Consider the following 19,184-nt stretch of genomic DNA (forward strand, 5'->3'; position numbering starts at 1 on the left):
TCAGCCGTAGTACTCCGGGTCCTTCTCGCCCGGCGCGAGACCCAGGATCGCCTTCTCGTCCGGGCGGTGCCGCAGGACGTTCTCCACGTACGACTGCGTCGCCTCCGGCATCGGGACGTCGCGGCCCGCACGCTCCGAGATGAACCAGCGGTGGTCCAGGATCTCGTGGAACAGCTGCGCCGGCTCGAGCTTGCGACGCAGGTCGCGCGGCACCGCCTGGATCGTCGGCTCGAACACGCCGCTCAACCAGTCGTGCGCCACGAACTCCTCGTCGTCGTTCTGCCGCTCCGCCGCCGCACGGAACGAGTCCAGGTCGTTGAGCAGTCGACGCGCCTGGTTCTCCTGCACGTCCAGGCCCGTCAGGCGCAGCAGGCGCCGCGAGTGATGCCCCGCGTCCACGACCTTCGGCTGGATCTGCACCGTCGTGCCGTCGATGTCCGTCGTGATCGCCAGCTCGTCCACGTCGAAGCCGAGGTTGTTCAGGTGCTCGATGCGCGCCGCGACACGCCACCGCTCGTTCGCGTCGAACGACTCCGACGTCGTCAGCGCCTCCCACAGCTCCTCGTACCGCGCGACGAGAGCATCACCGATCGCCATCTCGTCCACGTCCTCGTCGAGCAGCTCGCCCGCCGCCAGGTCCATGAGTTCGCCGATGATGTTCGTCCGCGCCAGGTCCACGTCGTACGACCGCTGACCCGGGGAGAGCTCGCGGTGCAGGTCGCCCGTCTCGGCGTCCACGAGGTACGCCGCGAACGTCTCCGCGTCACGACGGAACAGCGTGTTCGACAGCGACACGTCGCCCCAGTAGAACCCCACGAGGTGCAGACGCACCAGGAGCACCGCGAGCGCGTCGATGAGGCGCGTCGCCGTGTCCGGGCGCAGCGACTGGCTGAACAGCGCGCGGTACGGGAGCGAGAACTGCAGGTGCTCCGTGATGAGCACCGCCTCCAGCCGCTCCCCGTTCGCGTCCTGACGACCCGTGATCACGCCCACCGGCACGACGCTCGGCACCTCCAGCCGGCGCAGCTGCCGCAGCAGCTCGTACTCCCGGTACGCGACCGTCTCGCCGATCTCCTTGATCGCGATGACACGCCCGGAGAGCCGGACGAACCGCACGATGTGCCGGGAGATACCGCGGGGGAGAGCGGCGAGCGTCTCGGCCGGCCACTCCTCGAGCGGGATGTCCCAGGGCAGGTCGAGGAGAGCCGGGTCGGGGGCCGACGCGGTGATCTGCAGGTTGTGCACCGTCACGGGACCCATTGTCCATGGTCGTCGGCGTCGGCGTCGGCGGTCGCGGACGCCTGCGCGAGGGGCGGGGCTTCCGGTCGCGGACGCCTGCGCGAGGGGCGGGGCTTCCGGTCGCGGACGCCTGCGCGAGGGGCGGGGCGGGTCTACCATCCGCCGCTCGTCCCTCGCGGCTCCCGCCAGACCCGCCACGACCCGCCCCGCCCCTCGCTCCGGCGTCCGCTCCGTGGTCGGCGCGGCTCGACCTGGGGTCAGGTAGAGCGCTGGTAGGGCGGGCGGTTCTGCGGCCGAGTCGCCTCGTTCCTCGCTCCGGCGTCCGCTCCGTGGTCGGCGCGCCTCGACCTGGGGTCAGGCAGAGCGCTGGTGGGGGCGGGCGGTTCTGCGGCCGAGTCGCTTCGTTCCTCGCTCCGGCGTCGGCTCCCGGGGCGGCTCGCGTCTCCTGTCGGGGCGGGCGGACGCGCGGCGGGGCGGGTCCGGCCTCGGGTCGGACCCGCCCCGCGCGTGGATGGGCTCGTCAGTCAGGTCGTGTCAGGCGCAGGTGAGGGCGTCGTGGTCGACGTCGAAGGTCGCGGTGACGTCCTCGCCGTCGACCGTCGCGGTGCCCGTGACGGTCACCGTGCCGCTCTCGACCGTGGTCGAGCGGACGGCGAACGACTGGTAGGCGTTCGCGCCCGGGGCGACGTCCGCGACGGCGTGGGTGCCGTACGGCGTCGTGAGGGTCACGTCGACGGGCGTGTCCTCGCCGTTCGTGGCGCGGACCGCGACGTACGCCTGCCCGGCCAGGCAGCGCGCCTGCGCCTGGACGTCGAGGTCGAGCCCGCCCGTGGGCGTGCCGTAGACCTCGAGCTCGTAGAGGGAGAAGCCCCACTGCGTCGCGCGCTCCGTGAGCAGGAGCCGCACGTGCCGAGCGGTGCCGGAGACTTCCAGGTCGTCGAAGCCGCCGTCGCCGTCGGTGACGGTGCGGACCGTGGTCCACGTGTCGCCGTCGGGCGAGGTCTGGACCTCGTACCCGGACCCGTACGCCGTCTCCCAGTCGATGACGACCCGGCTCAGGTCGTAGCTCGCGCCGAGGTCCACCGCGATCCACTCCGGGTCGCTCCACGCGCTGCTCCACCGCGTGCCGGCGTTGCCGTCCACGGCGAGCTCGGGCTCGTGACCGGGCTCGTCGACGCTCGACGCCGTGACGGGTCGGCCCAGGGCCAGCGAGTCGTCGCCGTCGTCGCCGCCGCCGTCCTCGGTCTTGAAGCAGCGCAGGTACCGGTAGGACTCCGCGGACGTCTCGAACGACGGCGCCCAGTCCCACTCGTAGGTGAAGTACTGCACGTACGGCTCGGCCGCCGCGATGATCGCCGGGAGGTCGAGCTCGCCCCGGCCCAGCGCGACCTGCCGCATGTCACCGGGAGCGTCGACGTTCACCGCGTCCTTGATGTGGAGGAGCTCGATGCGGTCGCCGTGCTCCTCGATCCAGGCCGGGACGTCGAGGCCGGCGTCCGCCGCCCAGCCGACGTCGAGCTCGAACGTGACGTAGCGCGGGTCGGTGTTCTCCTCGATGACCTCCCAGGCGCTGACGGTCTCGCCGGTCTCGGGGTGGACGTACCGCGTGGTGAACTCGCCCTGGTGGTTGTGCAGCACGATCTTGTTCGCGCCGTTCTCGTGCGCGTACTGCCCGAGCTCGTTCACGTACGCGGCCGTCGCGACGGCCTCCTCGTACGTGCCGTAGCCGCCCGCCATGCCGCCGGAGCCGACGTAGTCCTGACCCAGCGCGACGGCGTACGCGACCGTCTCGGGCCACGTCGCCCGGTCGGTGCTGCCGTGGCTCGACGACACCTCCAGGCCGTACCGGTCGAGGATCGCCTGGTACTCCTCGACGGGCATCGAGTAGGGCTGGTTGTACGGCTCGACGTTCCTGAACCCGGCGTTCGCGACCTCGCCGAGCACGCGGTCGAGCGTCTCCGCGGAGGGCGTCCCCGAGCCGCCGAGCTCGCCGACGTGCGTGTAGAGCTGGATGGAGATCCGCGAGTCGGGGAGCCCGTCGTCCGCGCCGCACGTCTCGGCGGTGGTGACGGGCGAGGGGCTGGTCACGACGGCCGGGCTCGTCGCCGAGGCCGGGGCCGCGACGAGGGTGCCGGCGACGAGCGCTCCGCCCGTCAGTGCCGCGCCGAGGCTCCGGGCGCGCGACGAAGGTGTGGTGATGTGCATGAGGCTCCCATTGACAGCGTTGTCGATTTGGTTGACGAGCATGCGACTTCTGATGATTCGTGTGCAAAAGCAGTCTGATGTCCACTGTTGCCCCTGTCAAGGACAGGGTCCGGTGCCCGCGGGACAGGTCGAGCCCGGGAACGACGAAGGGCGGGCCCTCCCGGAGGAGGACCCGCCCTGCGGCGGAGCTGAGCGGGGTCAGCTGATGCGCTGGCCCGAGGCCGCGCCGAACACGTGCGAGTGACCCGGGCGGATCGTCACGTAGATGCGCTCGCCCTTGGCCGGGACGTTGCGCGGGTCGACGCGGACGATGACCTGGTTGTCGCCGGCGCCCGAGTGGACGTCGGCCTGCGAGGCCAGGTCACCCTTGAGCGTGCCGTAGACGAACGCGTCGGAGCCGAGCTCCTCCACGATGTTGACCTCGACCGGGAACGCGGCCTCGTTGGCCTGCGACACGACGTCGAGGGCCTCGGGGCGGAAGCCGATCGTGACCTTGCCGTTGTCGGCCTCGGTGATCTTCGCGACCGTGTCGCGCTCGAGCGCGATGCGGGCCGGGCCGACCTCGGCGACGCCGTCGTTCACGGCGAACGTGCCGATGTTCATGGCCGGCGAGCCGATGAAGCCGGCGACGAACACGTTGGCCGGGGTGTCGTACATCTCGCGCGGCGTGCCGACCTGCTGGAGCAGGCCGTCCTTGAGGACCGCGATGCGGTCGCCCATGGTGAGGGCCTCGGTCTGGTCGTGCGTGACGTAGACCGTGGTGACGCCGAGGCGGCGCTGGAGCGACGCGATCTGCGTGCGCGTCTGGACGCGGAGCTTGGCGTCGAGGTTCGACAGCGGCTCGTCCATGAGGAACACCTGCGGCTGGCGCACGATCGCGCGGCCCATGGCCACACGCTGACGCTGACCACCGGAGAGCGCCTTCGGCTTGCGGTCGAGGTACTCGGTGAGGTCGAGGATCTTCGCGGCCTCCTCGACGCGCTGGCGGATCTCCGCCTTCGGCGTGCCGGCGATCTTCAGCGCGAAGCCCATGTTGTCCGCGACGGACATGTGCGGGTAGAGCGCGTAGTTCTGGAACACCATCGCGATGTCGCGGTCCTTCGGCTGGACGTCCGTGACGTCGCGGTCGCCGATGTAGATGTGACCGCCGTTGACGTCCTCCAGGCCCGCGAGCATGCGGAGCGACGTCGACTTGCCACAGCCCGAGGGGCCGACGAGGACGAGGAACTCGCCGTCCTCGATGTGCAGGTTGAGCTGGTCCACGGCGGGGCGCTCGGTCCCGGGGTAGAGCCGGGTTGCGTGGTCGTAGGTGACCGTAGCCATGACTGGTACATCCCTCCACCGGCAGGTACGTGCCGGACGATCCGTTGTGCAGTGACGTGCCACGTCGACGTAGCTGTTCGCGATGGCGGACGAGCGTGTCTTCGACGACACAGAAGAAGTCGGGACCCCCCTGGTACGAGCGGAGGACCCGACGTCATCGTGGACCTGATCCTACTCCGGGTCCTGAGTGCTTCGTCACAGCGCGGGTCACGATCCGGTAGCGGTTCTGCGACGCCCGTCCCGGCCCGCGGAGGCCGGGACGGGCGTCGCGTCAGCGCCGCTGCTCGATCAGGCCGGCGAGGAGGTCGAGCACGGCGGCGAGGGCGTCGGCGTCGGCCACGCGCTGCGCGGCGAGCGTGTCGCCGTCGCCGACCTTGATCCCGAGGTCGCCCGCGCCCAGCACGGCGAACGCCGTCTCGTCGGTCGTGTCGTCGCCCGCGTAGAGCACGCGCGTGCGCCCGTCGGGGAGCCCGCAGTCCTGCCCGACGACGTCCCGGAGCCGGTCGACCGCCTCGCCCTTCGACGTCTCGACGACCGCGACCTCGACCACGTCCTTGCCGTGCATGGCGTGCAGCCCGAGCCGCCCGGCCACCGCGTCGGTGTCCGCGACCGCCGCGAGCGTGTCCGCCGCGGACGCGAGGCGCGTGTGCAGGACGGCGGCGCTCGGCTTGTCCTGCACCCACGCCCCCTCCCGGCCCGCGACCGCGTCCGCCATGCCCGCGCGCAGCGACGCGAGCCGGTCGGCCTGCTCGGCGTCGAGCTCGAGCGGGACCGCGTCGAGCCCGTCGGCCGTCACGTGGCCCGTCTCGGCGCCGTGGCTGCCCACGAGGTACGTGCCCACGGGCGGCTCGCTGCGCTCGGCGAGGTCCGCGAGGTTGCGGCCCGAGACGAGGGCGAGGCGCGTCGTCGTCCCGGCGAGCGCCGCGGCGAGCCGGTCGACCGCCGCCCGCGCCGCGGGCGCCATGCACGCCGCGAGCGGGTCGTCCACGAGCGGGGCGAGCGTGCCGTCGAAGTCGAGCGCGACGAGGCGCGCGTCGGGGTCGTCCGCCCCGTGCGCCGCGAAGGCGCGCACCGCGTCGGCGACCGCGCCGGGCAGCGCGGCCGCGTCGTCCGGCCGCGTCACGCGCGGCTCTCCGCGGTGGCCCCCACCCGGTCCGCGGCGTCCTGCGCGCCCTGGTCCGCGCGGCCGTGCGGCACGCGCGACGGCATCGCGGTGAGGACGCCGAGGAACGACTCCGACCACTTCGCGACGTCGTCGTTGAGGACCTTGCGGCGCAGGCGGCGCATGCGCTTGCGCTGCTCGCGGTGGTCCATGTGCGCGGCGGCCGCGATGATGTCCTTCATCCCGTCGATGTCGTGCGGGTTCACCAGGAGCGCGCCCGACGAGAGCTCGTCCGCGGCCCCCGTGAACTCCGACAGCACGAGCACGCCGCGGTCGTCCGAGCGCGCGGCGACGTACTCCTTGGCCACGAGGTTCATGCCGTCGCGCAGCGCGGTGACGAGCATGACGTCCGCCGCGAGGTAGAGGGCCGCCATCTCCTCGGGCGGGTAGGAGTGGTGCAGGTAGTGGATGGCCGCGTGCCCGATCTCCGCGTACTCGCCGTTGATGCGGCCCACGGCGCCCTCGACGTGCTCGCGTAGCTCCTGGTACGCGTCGACGTTCTCGCGGCTCGGGCTCGCGACCTGCACGAGCGTCGCGTGCTCGACGTCGAGGCGGCCGTCCTGCAGGAGCTCGCCGTACGCCTTGATGCGGTGGCGGATGCCCTTGGTGTAGTCGAGGCGGTCGACGCCGAGCATCATGATGTCCGGGTCGCCCAGGTCCGCGCGGATCTCGCGCGAGCGCTGCTGCACCTCGGGCGTGCGCGCGAGCTCGTCGAACCGGCGCGAGTCGATCGAGATGGGGAACGCGGCGGCGCGCACGTGGCGGTCGCGCCCGTCCTCGCCGGGGACCGTGATCATCGGCCCGCGCGTCGTGTGCGCGCGCAGGCGCCGCACGGCGCGGATGAAGTTCGCGGCGTCGCCCGCGCGCTGGAAGCCCACGAGGTCCGCGCCCAGGAGGCCGTCGAGCACCTGGCGGCGCCACGGGAGCTGCTGGAACAGCTCGAGCGGGGGGAACGGGATGTGGTTGAAGAAGCCGATGCGGACGTCGGGCCGCTGCGCCCGGATCATCTGCGGCACGAGCTGGAGCTGGTAGTCGTGCACCCACACGACGCCGCCCTGCGCGACCTGCGCGACGGCGGCGTCGGCGAACCGCTGGTTGACCCGGCGGTACGCCTCCCACCACGTGCGGTGGTAGGTGGGCGGCGAGATGACGTCGTGGTAGAGCGGCCACAGCGTGTCGTTGGAGAAGCCCTCGTAGTAGCGCTCGATCTCGTCGGCCGAGAGGGTGACGGGCACGAGCCGCATGTCGTCCGCGTCGAACGGCTCGCTCGCGAGGTCGGGCGCGCCGGACCAGCCGACCCACGCGCCGTCGGACGCCTGCATGACGGGCTCGAGGGCCGTGACCAGCCCGCCGGGCGAGCGGTTCCACTCGACGTCGCCGCCCGGACCGACCGTGAAGTCGACGGGCAACCGGTTGGCCACCACGACGAGATCGAATCCCTCTTTGCCTGCCAATGGACTTCTCCTTGAGCTTCGATGGATCGCGTCTGGGCGACCCAGGGTAGTCGGCCCCGCCGTCGCGCGGACGGTCCGACCACCCCGAGCCGCCGCGCCCCGCCGGGCCCGACGGGCCCTGTCGGGCCGCCGACCCGGCCCGCTGCCGCTACCTTGTCACCATGGAGGAGCCCACGCAGCGCGTCGACGCGCGGACCGTCCCCGGCGGGACGTCGCGCGGACCCGCTCCCGGCAGCGAGGTCGGGGGCTACCTCATCGGCGCGCGGCTCGGCTCGGGGGCCATGGGGACCGTCCACAGCGCGCACGACGGCGGCGGGAACCTCGTCGCGATCAAGCTGCTCCACGCGCACCTCGACCTCGACACGGCCGCCCAGGGGCGCGAGCGCCTGCGCCGCGAGGCCCTCGCGCTCCAGCGCCTGCGGCACCCCGCCGTGGCCCAGATCCTCGACGTCGAGCTCGACGGACCCGACGCGTTCATCGTCACCGAGCTCGTCGACGGCCCGACGCTCGAGGACGAGATCGCCGAGGGCGGGCCGCTCGACCCGTGGGACCTCTACGAGCTCGCCGACCAGCTCGCCGCCGCGCTCGAGGCCGTGCACGCCGCGGGCGTCGTGCACCGCGACCTCAAGCCCAGCAACGTCATGGTCTCCTCGCGCGGCCCCGTGCTCATCGACTTCGGCATCGCGCAGGGTCTCGAGGACGCCCGGGTCACGTCGACCGGCCTCGTCATGGGGACGCCCGGCTACCTCGCGCCCGAGCTGCTCGAGGGCGCGGCGCCGAGCGTCGACACCGACTGGTGGGGGTGGGCGGCCCTCCTCGCGTACGCCGCGACGGGGCGCGCCCCGTTCGGCGTCCGCCCGACCGACGTCGTGCTCGCCCGCGCGCGCAGCGGGCGGCCCGACCTCGCGGGGCTCGGGCCGGTCACGGCCGGCGCGCTCGCCGGCGCCCTGCACGCCGACCCCGCGCGGCGCCTCGGCCCCACCGAGGTCGTCGCCGCCCTGCGGCACGCCGCGGACTCGGGCGACGCCGCGCCCCCCACCCAGCTCGTGTCGCCGCCCACGGGCCCGACGCAGGTCGTGCCGCCCGCCGCCGTCGTGCCCGCCGGGTGGACGGGCCAGGCCGCCGTCGTGCCGCCGCCCCTGCCCACGTCGCAGTCCCAGGTCAACGACGGCCGCACGACCGCCGTCCCGGTCGACCCGGACCTCATGGACGAGCTCGGCGCCCCGCCCCTGGGCGACGACGGCGAGCCCCTCTACGTGCGGCCCGTGCCGCCCGCGCGCCGGACCGCGCTGCTCCTGCTCGCCGCGCCCCTCGTGCTGCTCGGGGCGATGTACCCGGGCGTCGCGTTCGTCGTGCTGTCCGTCCTCGTCGTGCTCGCGCGCGTCGTCGGCGTCACCACCGAGTCCCTGCACGCTCGCCGTGAGCGGCGCGGGGTGTCGCCGCGCGACACGGCGCGCGCCGTCGCGGCGTCGCCCTGGTACGTCGTGCGCGCGCTCGTCGGCGCCCTGCCGTCGCTCCTCGTCGCGGCGTGCGCGGGCGTCCTCGTCGTCGTGGCGGGCTGGTGGTTGCTGGAGTCCGACCGCTGGGTCGTCGCCGCGGGTGCCGACGGCGGGAACTCGCCCGTGGTCACGACCGTCGTCCTGTGCGTGGCGGCGCTCGCGGCCGTCGTGCTCGCGTGGGCCGGGCCGCTGACGTACCTCACGCGGTACGGCACGCGCACCGCGCTCGCGCGGCTCGCGCCGGGCCGCACCGGGACGCTCGTGCTCGCGGGCGTCGGGCTCGTGCTCACGGTCGTGTGCGTCGTGCTCCTCGCGGGCGGTCCCGAGGTCGCGTGGTGGCCGTTCCCCGGGCCGCCGTCGCTGCGCTGACGGCCCGCCGACCGAACGCTGCGGGGCGTGCACGACGCTCCCAGCGCCCACCCAGAGGTCGTGCGTAGGATGGGCGCCGTGCTCCGGACGACGGTGCCGCGCGCGTGGTCGCGCGGCGTGACGCGCACGTCCGTCGTGCCCGGCGCCGGCCGGCTCCTCGGGCCCGCCCTCCTGCTCCTCACGCTCGTCGCCGCCGTGGTGACGCACCTCGCCGACCGCGGGTACGCCGTCGTGCACCAGTGCGTGACGGTGCCCGGCGCGTGGGGCGTCGCGGGGATCCACCTCGCGCTCGTCCGCTCCACGCCCGCCTGCCCGTCCGGCACGGCGCTCGGGGCAGACCCCGCCGCGATGGTCACGGTCGTCGGCGCGCTCGCCCTCCCGGTGGTCGTCGCGCACGCCGTCGCCGCCGGCGTCGCGTGGGGCGTCTCGGCCTGGGCGCGGCGCGCGCACGAGCGCTCGCGCGCCGTCGTCGCCGGGGCGGCGCGTGCGCTGCGCACGGTCGTGCGGGGCGTGCTCCGGCCGGTGGGCGCGCTCGTCGCGGGCACCCGCACGGTTGCGCGGCCGGTGCCCGACGCCGTCCCCGCCGCCCTGCACCATCTCGCCGACGCGGTGGTGCGCACGCGGCGCGGACCCCCGCGGCTCGCCCTCGTCTGACGGCGCCGTCGGACGTACGGCCCGCGCGACCCTCGACGGCGCGCACCCGACCCACCCCCAGCTCTCGCACACTCCCGCGGAGGACGCACCATGCCCACCAACGAACCCCAGACCAAGGCCCAGCGCCGCGAGGCCGCGCGCGCCGAGGCCCTCGCGCTGCGCGAGGCCCAGGCCAAGCGCGACAAGCGCAACCGCCTCATCACGATCGGAGCGCTCGTCGCGGGCGTCGTCGTCCTCGTCGGCGTCTTCCTCGCCGTGTGGATCCCGGCGATGAACGACCGCAACAAGACCATCGACGCCGTCGCGGCGGGCAACCTGTCGGAGGTGGCGAACCCGTCCACCGCGCGCGAGGACGGCGGCATCCCCATGGGTGCCGACGGCGCCGCGGGCACCGAGAGCGAGGGCGCCGTCGAGGTGGGCGTCTACCTCGACTACATGTGCCCCATCTGCGGTCAGTTCGAGGAGACGAACGGCGAGACGCTCGACCAGCTCCGCGAGTCGGGCGACGTCACGGTCGTCCTGCACCCGGTCTCGATCCTCGACCGCGTCGCGCAGTCCCAGCAGTTCTCGACCCGTGCGGCCTCGGCCGCGGCGTGGGTCGCGGACCAGGCGCCCGAGTCGCTCAACGCGTTCAACACCGCCATGTTCGACAACCAGCCGGCCGAGGGCAGCGGCACGCTGACCGACGCCCAGATCGCCGACATCGCCGAGCAGGCGGGTGTGCCCGCCGACGTGGCCGCCGGGATCGAGGACGGCACGGCCGTCGAGACGTACGGCGACTGGGTCGCGACGGCGACGAGCCTCGTGACGCAGGACGAGGCGCTCGCGAACCCGCAGTCCGGCGGCTTCGGCACGCCGACGATCACGATCGACGGCGTGCGCTGGGACGGCAACTGGGGCGACCCGAACGCGCTGCCCCAGGCCGTCGCGGACGCGCAGGGCTGACCCACCGGGCCGCGCCGGGACCGGCGCGGCCCGTCGTCCCAGGCCGTCGGGCGAGCAGGTAGTCTGTTCGCTCGCCCGGCCGCCCGGGCACGCCGCCTTAGCTCAGCTGGTAGAGCACTCGCCTTGTAAGCGAAAGGTCGTCGGTTCGAACCCGACAGGCGGCTCCACGCACGACCGCACCGCCCGGCTTCCCGGGCGATCCCCCCGCAGGGTTGACCGTTGCCCCCGTCATCTGGCAGCGTCGAGCCTGCCAGCGCTGTCATGCCTGCGCGAGCATCGTCGCTCGCCCTCTCCCCGAAGGACATCGATGTCACTTCACCGCACGCACCCGTCCCTGCTCCGGGGCCCGACCAGGCCGGGCGTCGCCGCGGCCGTCGCGCTGAGCCTCCTGCTCAGCGGCACGACCCTCGTGACCGGCTCGGTCGCGGCCCACGCGGCACCGGGCGACCTGTCGACGTCGTTCGAGGAGGACGACCCACCGCTCGACTGGACCAGCACCCCGGAGGAGACGGCCGACGGCCCCCGCGTCGAGGGAGTCGTCGGGACGTCGGTCCTCGAGCGCAGCCCGAGCACGCCCAGCGGGGACGACGTCCTCGGCGGAGCGACGGACGAGCTCGCGTGGGAGGGGCCGTTCCAGAACGGCGTCGGCTCGGTGCCCGGCACGCTCGAGGCGACGACCACGGCCGACGGCGACCCGGCGCAGCGCTGGGCGATGGACGCGCAGGGCGAGACGTGGGTGCAGGTGCCGATGCCCGACCTCGAGCGCGGCGTGACGATGCGTGCCGAGGCGACCCTGTCCGGGTCCGGCCGCGCGTTCCTCAACGTCTACAGCGGGAGCTCCGACGTCGGCGGCACGTACCTCACGCTCTCCGACGAGCCACGGACCGTCACCGTGGACGTCGTGCGGCCCGCGTCGGGCGGCGGCACGCCCCAGTTCCAGATCCGCACGCACGACGCCGCGGCCGTCGACGTCGTGATCTCCGGGACGTCGGTCCGGCGCCTCGTGCCCGGCACGGTCGACTTCCCGGGCGACGTGACGGACCGCGTCGCGGGCGTCACCGCGACGCGCGAGAACCCGCCGGACGAGACCGCGGACAAGCTCGCGGACGGCGACGTCGCCACGAAGTGGCTGGCCGGTGCGCGCACCGCGCAGGTCACCTACGAGCTCGACGCGGCGACGACGGTGCGCGCGTACGCGCTGTCGTCCGCGAACGACGCGCCGGGCCGCGACCCGCGCGCGTGGACGCTCGAGGGCTCGCAGGACGGGTCCGCGTGGACGACGCTCGACGAGCGGACGAACCAGACGTTCTCCGAGCGGTTCCAGACGCGCGCGTACACGGTCGCGTCGCCGGGCGAGTACCGGTACTACCGGCTCGACATCACGTCCAACAGCGGGAGCGACGGCACGCAGCTCGCCGAGCTGCAGCTCGCGACGGAGCCGCTCGCCGCGACCGACATGACGGCCGAGGTCGGCTCCGGGCCGAGCAGCGCGTACACCGCGCCGTCGGAGGTCGGGTGGACCGGCCTGGGCGCCCTGCACTACGGCGGCAGCCATACGACGGACGGGCGCGGGTACGCGTACGCGAAGGTGCTCGACGTCGACGTGCCCGTCGGCGAGGAGACCGAGCTGTCGTACGTGATCTTCCCCGAGGCCGCCGAGAACGACCTGGGCTACGCGAGCACGTACGCCGCGGTCGACCTCGCGTTCACCGACGGCACCTACCTCAGCGAGCTGGGCGCAGTCGACCGGCACGGGGCGGGGATGAGCCCGCAGGGCCAGGGCGAGGCGAAGACCCTCTACGTCAACCAGTGGAACAAGGTCGTGTCCAGGATCGGCGACGTCGCGGCGGGCCGCACGATCGACCGCGTGCTCGTCGGCTACGACAACCCGGACGGCCCGGCGGACTTCAGCGGCTGGATCGACGACGTCGCCGTGACGGCCGAGCCCGAGCAGCCGAGCGCCGAGCGCCCCTCGGACTACGTGGTCACCACCCGCGGCACGAACGCCAACGGCGACTTCTCCCGCGGCAACACGATCCCCGCGACGGCCGTGCCGCACGGGTTCAACTTCTGGACCCCGGTGACGGACGCGGGGTCGAACCGCTGGGTCTACGAGTACCAGAACCGCAACGACGACCAGAACCGGACCGCGATCGAGGCGTTCTCGCTCAGCCACGAGCCGAGCCCGTGGATGGGCGACCGCCAGACGTTCCAGGTCATGCCCTCCGAGGCGCCCGGGACGCCCGACGCGAACCGCGCGGCGCGCGCCCTGACGTTCAGCCACGACGCCGAGGAGGCGCGGGCGCACTACTACGGCGTGACGTTCGACGACGGCCTGCGCACCGAGATCGCGCCGACCGACCACGCGGCGATCTTCCGGTTCACGTTCACGGGCGACGAGTCGCACCTGATCTTCGACAACGTCACGAGCGCGGGCGGTCTCACGCTCGACGCGGACGCCGGCGTCGTCACCGGCTACACCGACGTGAGCACGCCGGGCAGCTCCGCGGGCATGACGCGCATGTTCGTGTACGGGACGGTCGACCGCCCGGTGACCGGCAGCGGCCGCCTCACGGGCGGCGGGGGCGGCGACGTCACGGGCTACCTGTCGTTCGACACGTCCGACGAGAAGGTCGTCCACCTCCGGCTCGCGACGTCCCTCATGAGCGTCGACCAGGCGCGGCACAACCTCGAGCTCGAGATCTCCGCGGACGACACGTTCGAGACGGTCACGGACCGCGCGCAGCAGCTCTGGGACGACACGCTCGGCGTCGTCGAGGTCGAGGGCGCGAGCCACGACGACCTCGTCTCGCTCTACTCGAACCTCTACCGGCTCAGCCTCTACCCGAACTCGGGCCACGAGAACGTCGGGACGGCCGAGGAGCCCGTCTACCGGCACGTCGTGCAGTCGTCGGCGTCGTCGGACCCCGCGCCCGAGGGCACGACGGCGACCGAGACCGGTGCGCGCGTCGAGGACGGGAAGGTCTACGTCAACAACGGGTTCTGGGACACCTACCGCACGGCGTGGCCCGCGTACTCGCTGCTGTACCCGACCGAGGCCGGGGAGATGGTGAACGGCTTCGTCCAGCAGTACCGCGACGGGGGCTGGGTCTCGCGCTGGTCCGCGCCCGGGTACGCCGACAGCATGACGGGCACGAGCTCGGACGTCGCGTTCGCCGACGCCTACCTCAAGGACGTGCCCGGCATCGACGTCGAGGCCGCGTACGACGCCGCCCTGAAGAACGCGTCGACCGTGCCACCGGACGCGAGCGTGGGACGCAAGGGCCTCGACCCGGCGACGTTCCTCGGCTACACGCCGACGTCGACGCACGAGAGCGCGTCGTGGTCGCTCGAGGACTATCTCAACGACTACGGCATCGCGACGATGTCGAAGAAGCTGCTCGACGCGAGCGGCGAGGACGACCCGCGCCGCCAGGAGTACGCGGACAACCACGAGTACTACCTGAACCGCGCACTCAACTACGCGACGCTGTTCGACCCTGCCACCGGCTTCCTGCGCGGGCGGAGCGAGGACGGCTCGTGGGCGCAGTCCGCAGCCGACTTCGACCCCGAGGTCTGGGGCAACGAGTTCACCGAGACCGACGGCTGGAACTTCGCGTTCCACGCCGTGCAGGACGGCCGCGGCCTCGCCAACCTCCTCGGCGGCCCGGACGCGCTCGGCGCGAAGCTCGACGCGTTCTTCGCGACCCCCGAGACGGCGGCCAAGCCCGGCTCGTACGGCGGCGTCATCCACGAGATGCGCGAGGCCAAGGCCGTGCGGCAGGGGCAGTGGGGCCTGAGCAACCAGGTCTCCCACCACATCCCGTACATGTACGCGTTCGCGGGCGAGCCGTCGAGGACGGCGGAGATCGTCCGGACCGCGCTGGCCCGGTCGTTCACGGGCAACGACATGGGCCAGGGCTACCCGGGCGACGAGGACAACGGCGAGATGTCGGCCTGGTGGCTGTTCAGCGCGCTCGGGTTCTACCCGCTGCAGGTGGGCAGCCCGACGTACGTGATCGGCTCGCCCCTCTTCACGCGCGCGACCATCCACCTCGAGAACGGCGAGGACCTCGTGATCGAGGCGCCGGACAACAGCGCGGAGAACGTCTACGTGCAGGGCGTGACGGTCGACGGGGTGCCGCAGTCGGCGACGTACCTCACGCACGACCAGCTCGCCGACGGCGGCACGATCGTGTTCGACATGGGCCCGACGCCGTCGGCGTGGGGCACCGGGGCGGACGACGCGCCGCCGTCGATCACCGAGGGCGACGACCTGCCCGACCCGCTCGCCGACGTCACGAGCACCTGGGAGGTCACGACGGACGACGAGGGCACGGACGTCGCCGCGCTCACCGACGACACCGCCGCGGCCGAGGTCGCGTTCACGACCGCGACGCCGGGCGTCACGTTCGAGGCGACCGGCACGACGGCGCGCGCGGCGATGTACACCCTCACGTCCGCCGCGGGCGACGGGACGGACCCGAGCGCCTGGACGCTCGAGGGCTCGACCGACGGCGAGACGTGGACGACGCTCGACGAGCGCTCGGGCGAGTCGTTCGCGTCGCGCCTCGAGACGCGGGCGTTCTCGATCGCCGAGCCGGGCGTGCACCGGCAGTACCGCCTGCGCGTCACGGCGTCGACGGGCGCGACGACGGCGCTCGCGGAGGTGGAGCTCCTCGCCCACGCCCCGCGCGTGAGCGAGCTCGACGACGCGATCACCGCGGCGGTCGACGCCGGGCGCATCCCCACCGAGACGGCCGAGCGGCTCGGCGGCCTCGTGGCCGCGGCGCAGGAGGCCGAGGACGCGCACGACGCCGACGCCGTGCGCGCACAGCTGCGCCTGCTGCGCGCCGCGGTCGACACGACGCCGACCGCTCTGCTCGACGACCGCACGCGCGCCGAGCTCACGCTGCTCGTCTCGCAGTGGCTCACGGCGAGCACCGGCCTCGACGAGATCCGCGCCCAGATCGGTGCGCTCCAGCGGAGCGGGGACGTCGACGCCGGGACGGCGCAGGCCCTCGTCGCGCACGTCGACGACGCGGCGGAGCAGCTCGACGGGGCCCACGCGGCCGGCGTCGCGCAGGCGCTGACCGCGCTGCGCGCCGCGATCGCGGACGCGTCCGCGGACGCGGTGAGCGAGCACGCCCGCACGGTGCTCGTGCCGCTGGTCGACGCGCTCATCGAGAACCCGCCCGCGACCCAGCGGGCGGCGAGCGCGGTCCGGACGCTCATGGCGGACTACGACCCCGAGAAGGCCTGGTGGCCGTCGAGCTGGTGGAACTCCGCCGTCGCGACGAACACCGTGATCGACTACATGGAGCGCACGGGCGACCGGAGCTACCTGGCCCAGGTCGACCGCACGTTCGAGCGCAACAAGGCGCCGTTCCCCGCGGGCGAGATGTCGAGCGACGAGATCCTCGGCAACTTCACGAGCCGCGCGATCGACGACGCCGCGTGGTGGGGCCTCACGTGGGCTTCGGCCTACGACCTCACGGGGGACCAGAAGTACCTCGACATGTCGGTCACGATCGCCGAGTACGTGCACGGGTACTGGGACCCGGGCACGTGCGGCGGCGGCGTGTGGTGGGACGCCGAGAGGACGTACAAGAACGCCGTGACCAACGGCCTCTACGTCCGGCTCGCGGCCGAGCTCCACAACCGGATCGACGGTGACACCGTGTGGCTCGAGCGCGCGCAGACCGGCTGGGACTGGCTCCGGGCGAGCGGCATGGTGAACGAGGACGGCCTCGTCAACGACGGGCTCACCGGCAACTGCCGCAACAACGGCGGCACCGTGTGGAGCTACAACCAGGGCCTCGCGATCGGTGCGGGCCTCGAGCTCCACCGGGCCACGGGGGACGCCGCCCCGCTGGAGACGGCCGTGCGCCTCGCGGACGCCGCGCTGGCGTCCGACGCGCTCGTCGTGGACGGGGTCCTCACCGAGGCCTGCGACGCGCTCGACCGCACGTGCGACGACAACGGCAAGCAGTTCAAGGGCATCTTCATGCGGTACCTCATGGACCTCGTCGACACGACGGGGGAGGCGCGGTACCAGGAGGTCGTCGACCGCCAGGCCGCGACGATCTGGGCGCAGGACCGCGCGGACGGCGACCGGCTCGGCGTGCGGTGGGCCGGCGGCGGGACCGCGGAGCACCCCAACGTGTTCGACTGGAGGACGCAGGCGAGCGCGCTCGGCGCCCTGCTCGCGGCGACGCCGCAGGCGCCGCAGGTGCGGGCGGAGGTCCAGGTCCGCTGCCTCGCCGGCACCGCGTACGTCGCGGTCCGCGCGCACAACCTCGGTGACGGCCCGCTCGACGTGACGGTCACGACGCCGTTCGGCGAGAAGACCTTCGCGGGCGTCGCCGGCGGCGCGAACGGCTACCAGTCGTTCTCGTCGCGGTCCGGCGGCGTCGAGGCGGGGACCGTCACGGTCACCGCGGTGCCGTCCGGCGGCGGACCGCGGGCGACGCAGGAGGTGGCCTACCCGGCGCGGACCTGCTGATCCCGGGTGACGTCCGCGTGACGGGGCCGGGCCGGCGACGTGGTCGCCGGCCCGGCCCGCGTCAGTCCTGCGCGAGCGGGACCGGCAGGAGCTCCGGGGCCTTCGGCAGGCGGCCGTCGCCCGACGACGTCCCCCGCAGCCGCCGCTGGGCCCACGGCACGACGTGCGTGCGCACCCACTGCGCGTTCTGTCGCGCCCGGTCGATGGCCGGGGTCGGCGGCAGGGGTGCCAGCGGGTCGTCCCACGCCGCGTCGTCGGGCTCCTGACCGAGCCCGACGAGGGCACCCTGGGCGACGCGGCGGTGGCCCTCGGGCGTGAGGTGGATGCGGTCGTCGGACCACACGCGCCAGTCCTGCAGCGCGCGCATGCCCCACAGGTCGAGCACGTACGCGCCGTGCCGGCGCGCGATCGCCCAGATGTGCGCGTTGTACACCCCGACGCGCGGGCGCGTGAGGCTCACGAGGGGCGACTGCGAGGCGTCGAACCCCGTCGCCAGGAGGACGTCCGCCCCCGACGCGCGCAGGCGGACGACGGCGTGCTCGAGGTTGCGCGCGAGCCGGTCGACGTCGGCGTTGGGCCGCAGGATGTCGTTGCCGCCGCCGACGAGGCTCACGAGGTCCGGCTGCAGCGCGAGCGCGGCCGGCACCTGCTCGGTGAGGATCGAGCGCAGCTTGCGGCCGCGGATCGCGAGGTTGGCGTAGCGCAACGGCTCCTCGCCGGCCTCGACGCGGCGCGCCGCGAGGTGCTGGGCGAGCAGGTCGGCCCAGCCGCGCTGGTGGTCCGGCTCGCCGGGGTACGGGTCCCACAGGCCCTCGGTGAACGAGTCGCCGATCGCGACGTAGCTCGTCCAGCGGGGCGGGTCGTCGTCGGGTCGGCGTGCGTCGGCGGTGTCTCCGGCCAGGGGAGTGGTCGTCGGGTTCTGCGTCGTCACCCGCCCTATTGTGCTCCTGCCGGAACCGTGCACCGCCGACCGGTCGCCCACGACTGGTCGAGCATGCGGTCCGGGCGCGTCAGGCGGCGCGGACGGGCCAGAAGCACATGCTCGGCGCGGGGCGCCGGACGGCGAGCGTCACGCGGTCGGGAGCGTCCAGTCGACCGGATCCGCGCCCTGGGCCACGAGGAGCTCGTTGACGCGCGAGAACGGGCGCGAGCCGAAGAACCCGCGCCGCGCCGAGAGCGGGCTCGGGTGGGCGCTCGCGACGACGGGCGTGTCACCGAGCATCGGGCGCAGGGTCGCGGCGTCGCGCCCCCAGAGGATCGCGACGAGCGGGGCGTCGCGCGCGACGAGCGCCCGGATCGCGGCCTCCGTCACGGCCTCCCAGCCCTGGCCGCGGTGCGAGCCGGGCTCGCCGGGCCGCACGGTGAGCACCCTGTTGAGCAGCATGACGCCCTGGTCGGCCCACGCGGACAGGTCGCCGTGCGCGGGCGTCGGCGCGCCGACGTCGTCCCTGAGCTCGGCGAAGATGTTCTGCAGCGAGCGGGGCACCGGGCGCACGTGGGGCTGCACCGAGAACGACAGGCCCATGGGATGCCCGGGCGTCGGGTACGGGTCCTGCCCGACGACGAGGACGCGCACGTCCGCGAGCGGCCGCGAGAACGCGTTGAGGATGGCCGACGGCGCGGGCAGGTACGCGCGGCCCGCCGCCACCTCGGCGCGCAGGAAGTCCCCGAGGGCGTGGAGCTGCGGCTCCACGGGCGCGAGGGCCTGCGCCCAGTCGGGCGCCATGATGCTCGCGAGCGGGGGACGTGCGCTCGCCGCCGGGGCGGGCGTGGCCGGGTCGACGGCGACGGGCTGGGCGGGTGCGCTCTCCACGGTCCCGAGCCTAACG

At 73.8% G+C, this 19,184-nt stretch carries 11 protein-coding genes and 1 tRNA gene; 5 read left to right on the forward strand and 7 right to left on the reverse strand.

Going from position 1 to position 19,184, the window contains the following annotated elements; translation table 11 throughout:
- The 5 genes from GYH36_RS00755 to GYH36_RS19170 form a co-directional block, all read right to left on the reverse strand.
- Window positions 1–1,245 (reverse strand): DUF4032 domain-containing protein, encoded by a 1,245-nt coding sequence (locus GYH36_RS00755; protein ID WP_231492906.1) that lies wholly within the window; start codon window positions 1,243–1,245, stop codon window positions 1–3.
- A 528-nt stretch (window positions 1,246–1,773) separates the two neighbouring features.
- On the reverse strand, window positions 1,774–3,444 hold the full coding sequence (locus GYH36_RS00760) for a discoidin domain-containing protein (protein WP_162288822.1): 1,671 nt from the start codon (window positions 3,442–3,444) through the stop codon (window positions 1,774–1,776).
- A gap of 198 nt (window positions 3,445–3,642) precedes the next feature.
- On the reverse strand, window positions 3,643–4,767 hold the full coding sequence (locus GYH36_RS00765) for an ABC transporter ATP-binding protein (RefSeq protein ID WP_024841958.1): 1,125 nt from the start codon (window positions 4,765–4,767) through the stop codon (window positions 3,643–3,645).
- A gap of 271 nt (window positions 4,768–5,038) precedes the next feature.
- Window positions 5,039–5,890 carry a trehalose-phosphatase gene (gene otsB / locus GYH36_RS19165; RefSeq protein WP_024841959.1) on the reverse strand — a complete coding sequence of 284 codons (852 nt, stop codon included), beginning with the start codon at window positions 5,888–5,890 and terminating at the stop codon, window positions 5,039–5,041.
- Window positions 5,887–7,353, reverse strand: coding sequence for an alpha,alpha-trehalose-phosphate synthase (UDP-forming) (locus GYH36_RS19170; RefSeq protein WP_312028445.1), 1,467 nt, complete (start codon window positions 7,351–7,353; stop codon window positions 5,887–5,889). The genes otsB and GYH36_RS19170 overlap by 4 nt, the downstream gene beginning before the upstream one ends.
- Before the next feature lie 191 nt (window positions 7,354–7,544).
- Here GYH36_RS19170 and GYH36_RS00775 point away from each other — a divergent pair, with 191 nt between their 5' ends.
- From GYH36_RS00775 to GYH36_RS00795, 5 genes are all read left to right on the forward strand, one after another.
- Window positions 7,545–9,251 carry a protein kinase domain-containing protein gene (locus GYH36_RS00775; protein WP_024841961.1) on the forward strand — a complete coding sequence of 569 codons (1,707 nt, stop codon included), beginning with the start codon at window positions 7,545–7,547 and terminating at the stop codon, window positions 9,249–9,251.
- Window positions 9,252–9,329: 78 nt separating this feature from the next.
- Window positions 9,330–9,905 carry a hypothetical protein gene (locus GYH36_RS00780; RefSeq protein WP_162288823.1) on the forward strand — a complete coding sequence of 192 codons (576 nt, stop codon included), beginning with the start codon at window positions 9,330–9,332 and terminating at the stop codon, window positions 9,903–9,905.
- 90 nt (window positions 9,906–9,995) lie between these two features.
- Window positions 9,996–10,850 carry a DsbA family protein gene (locus GYH36_RS00785; RefSeq protein ID WP_162288824.1) on the forward strand — a complete coding sequence of 285 codons (855 nt, stop codon included), beginning with the start codon at window positions 9,996–9,998 and terminating at the stop codon, window positions 10,848–10,850.
- Window positions 10,851–10,941: 91 nt separating this feature from the next.
- Window positions 10,942–11,017 (forward strand) — tRNA-Thr (locus GYH36_RS00790).
- 140 nt (window positions 11,018–11,157) lie between these two features.
- Complete coding sequence (locus tag GYH36_RS00795; RefSeq protein WP_162288825.1) at window positions 11,158–17,355, forward strand: GH92 family glycosyl hydrolase; 6,198 nt, start codon at window positions 11,158–11,160, stop codon at window positions 17,353–17,355.
- A 61-nt stretch (window positions 17,356–17,416) separates the two neighbouring features.
- Here GYH36_RS00795 and GYH36_RS00800 read toward each other — a convergent pair whose 3' ends face one another.
- Together GYH36_RS00800 and GYH36_RS00805 are read right to left on the reverse strand one after the other, a co-directional pair.
- Window positions 17,417–18,256, reverse strand: coding sequence for an SGNH/GDSL hydrolase family protein (locus GYH36_RS00800; RefSeq protein ID WP_203231458.1), 840 nt, complete (start codon window positions 18,254–18,256; stop codon window positions 17,417–17,419).
- A 168-nt stretch (window positions 18,257–18,424) separates the two neighbouring features.
- The gene (locus GYH36_RS00805; protein ID WP_162288864.1) at window positions 18,425–19,081 is read right to left on the reverse strand and encodes a uracil-DNA glycosylase; all 657 of its coding nucleotides are present in this window, start codon (window positions 19,079–19,081) and stop codon (window positions 18,425–18,427) included.
- Window positions 19,082–19,184 lie beyond the last annotated feature (103 nt).

Origin of the sequence: Cellulosimicrobium composti, assembly GCF_010287905.1 — a bacterium.
Classification (GTDB): Bacteria; Actinomycetota; Actinomycetes; order Actinomycetales; family Cellulomonadaceae; genus Cellulosimicrobium; species Cellulosimicrobium composti.

Excerpts from the sequence above, each read along its gene's own strand:
- GYH36_RS00785 (WP_162288824.1), top strand. The coding sequence starts at position 9,996 with ATGCCCACCAACGAACCCCAGACCAAGGCCCAGCGCCGCGAGGCCGCG.
- GYH36_RS00765 (WP_024841958.1), bottom strand. The coding sequence starts at position 4,767 with ATGGCTACGGTCACCTACGACCACGCAACCCGGCTCTACCCCGGGACC.
- GYH36_RS00795 (WP_162288825.1), top strand. The coding sequence starts at position 11,158 with ATGTCACTTCACCGCACGCACCCGTCCCTGCTCCGGGGCCCGACCAGG.
- GYH36_RS00760 (WP_162288822.1), bottom strand. The coding sequence starts at position 3,444 with ATGCACATCACCACACCTTCGTCGCGCGCCCGGAGCCTCGGCGCGGCA.
- GYH36_RS00805 (WP_162288864.1), bottom strand. The coding sequence starts at position 19,081 with ATGGCGCCCGACTGGGCGCAGGCCCTCGCGCCCGTGGAGCCGCAGCTC.
- GYH36_RS00775 (WP_024841961.1), top strand. The coding sequence starts at position 7,545 with ATGGAGGAGCCCACGCAGCGCGTCGACGCGCGGACCGTCCCCGGCGGG.